Raw genomic sequence first — 2610 nt, 5'->3', positions numbered from 1 at the left:
AGCCTGCCGCACGGCGATCGTGGCCGCTGCGACGCCACTTGGCGCCGTCAATGTCCACGCGGTAAGCGCAGGCGCCTTGCGTCAAGGTCGAGGTGGACTCACGGCGCCGATCGAGGTGCGAATAGACTACGCTGGAAAAGGTGGCATCGAAGTCCGGCAGGCGCAAGTCAGTTGTCGCCTCAATGCGTCGGGCAGGGTCACTGCAATAATATAGCGCCAGGCCTGATTTGCCAGCGCTGCGCACGCCGACAGCGGCACGATCCGCTTCGCCATCTATCTACAAGGCGGCCTTCTTCGTCGGTGGCGCTAGGTGTTGGTCAAAGGTTCGGTTTGAGCCACGAAGCCAACCCGCAAGCCCCTTCGAAAAGAACGACTTCAGTCCCTTTCCCAGGCTGCGAGCAACGGGCCTTTGCCTCCGTAGACAGGGTCATTGCGCGGACGGCCAACCCTGGGGATCGTGACGACCGCCTTGGCATGATCGGCGGCGGTCGTGCACAGGTCATAGGTGCCGGATGGAGGATAGGCGCCGACGACCAGAAAATCGTCGGATGCGGAAAGGCACTGGTGCCCGGTGCCGGCAGGAAGCACCGCGACGTCGCCGGCCTTCAGCGACAGCGTTCGTCCCATCTTGCCGCCAAACCGGACTTTTGCCGTGCCGCGCGCGACGCCCAGCACCTCGTGAATCTGCGAATGATAGTGAGCGTAGTCGTAGATGCCGTCGCGCCAGCTATCGCCCCAGCCATTAGCGTCGAAAATCGCCTCCATGACCGCCGCCGGATCGAAGTCTTCAGGCAGCTTCACCGCGCCGCGATAGACGACCAGCGGCCAGAACGGATGGTTGGGGACGAGGCCGTCGTCCGTGAAGCGAAACTCGTTCGGTTTGCGCTGGATTACAAGATCGCCGACCTCGCGCTTGTCTGGTCTTGCGATGCCGGTGGCCTGCTCGGCGGCTTTCTTCGTGGTTTGCAGGATGCTCATGGTGTGGCCTTGGGTTGGTGGTGAGCTTCTGCCGGATTAACCGGCTGCATGGCGGGTCGGTTCCGCTGAGGCGACGAACTGGGAGCTATGTGGCCGGCAGGGCGACGCTTGGCGCCGCAACAAGGTCCGGCACGACGAATGTGGAACTGGCGGCGATTATCCGAGGTAGGGCGCAATGCTGCTGGCGGCTTGAGGTGTTGCTGCGTTACGTGTGTCACCAAATCTGCTGTTGACCCAATACCGATTCACCAAGTGACAAGCGGCACGAGTGCCATCCTGGGCGTCCGGATTACGTCAGTTTGGCCGGAACCTGACATCGGCACCTCAAAATGGAGCGGCGGCGTGATTGCGTCTATCGCAATTTGCCGTTGTAGTGCATTCCGCTTGTAAGTGTCGCTTATTAGGCGATTGCCGTGGGGGAGAAGATGGTCACACACAATGAGGCGCAGGAATTGCTGCGCGAAGCCACCGATAGTGCCGCGATGGAGTTCAAGAATGGCCAATGGGCGGCGATCGAGGCCATCGCGAATGGTCGTCGGCGTGTTCTCCTTGTCCAGCGCACCGGCTGGGGCAAGAGCATGGTTTACTTTGTGGCGACTCGTATACTCCGCGATGCAGGCGCAGGAGCCACACTCATCATCTCTCCACTGCTGGCATTAATGCGCAACCAACTTGAGGCTGCGGAGCGGCTAGGTCTCCGAGCTGTGACCATTAACACGACTAATCGCGAGGATTGGGACGGCATCATGGCGCGCGTGCGCGACAACCAGGTCGACCTACTCCTCGTGTCGCCCGAGAGGCTGGCAAATCAGGAATTCCTTGACAATTGTCTGTTGCCAATCGCGGACAGGATACAGTTTCTGGTCGTGGACGAGGCGCACTGTATCTCGGACTGGGGACACGACTTTCGGCCTGACTATCAGCGAATAGACCGCATTCTGGCTCAGCTTCCGCCGAATGTGGCCGTGCTTGCGACAACAGCCACGGCTAACGACCGAGTGGTGGCGGATGTGATGGCGCAACTTGGCGATGGCACACAGCTGCAGCGAGGGCCGTTGGCCCGAGAGACTCTCAGCCTGCAGACGGTGATCCTACCTGACCGCGCGGCGCGGCTCGCTTGGCTCGCGCAAGCAATAAGGCAGCTTCCCGGCAGCGGCATTGTCTATGCTCTTACTAAGCGAGACGTGAATCGTGTCACGGCGTGGCTTAGGTCACAGGACATTGACGCCCGCGCCTACCACAGCGGTGTCGGGGGCGAGGACGAGGATGGTGAGCCCGCAACCAGCCGCGAAGAATTAGAGAGCATGCTTATTAAGAACGAGGTGAAGGTGTTGGTTGCTACCAATGCGCTCGGTATGGGCTTCGACAAACCGGACCTGAGCTTCGTCGTGCACTTTCAGGCTCCGCAATCAATCGTCCACTACTACCAGCAAGTGGGACGTGCCGGTCGCGGGATTGATGATGCCGTGGGCGTGCTCATGGGTGGCGCCGAAGACGACGAAATCAATAGTTATTTCATCGGCCAGTCCTTCCCTCCAGAATGGCAACTATCGGATTCACACATTTTGCAGATTGAGTTTGGTTCCGTACTTGATGGCGTGGAATTCGGCGAGGCCGATGCGCATGACCTTG

At 60.1% G+C, this 2610-nt stretch carries 2 protein-coding genes; one reads left to right on the top strand and one right to left on the bottom strand.

All coding sequences use genetic code 11. The annotated features are described in order from the left end of the window. Positions 1–375: 375 nt before the first annotated feature. A complete protein-coding gene (locus tag NKG60_RS32075) occupies positions 376–978 on the bottom strand; it encodes a cupin domain-containing protein (RefSeq protein ID WP_352671792.1) in 603 nt (200 codons plus the stop codon). Between the two features lie 413 nt (positions 979–1391). Here NKG60_RS32075 and NKG60_RS32070 point away from each other — a divergent pair. Beyond that, the coding region (locus NKG60_RS32070; protein WP_352671794.1) for a RecQ family ATP-dependent DNA helicase at positions 1392–2610 on the top strand (1219 nt) is incomplete at its 3' end.

Source organism: Mesorhizobium sp. M1428 (assembly GCF_040317515.1).
Taxonomy (GTDB): Bacteria; Pseudomonadota; Alphaproteobacteria; order Rhizobiales; family Rhizobiaceae; genus Mesorhizobium.
This window is presented reverse-complemented; position numbering and strand designations above follow the sequence as displayed.

Coding starts and splice junctions, on each gene's coding strand:
- NKG60_RS32075 (WP_352671792.1), bottom strand. CDS start 978: ATGAGCATCCTGCAAACCACGAAGAAAGCCGCCGAGCAGGCCACCGGC.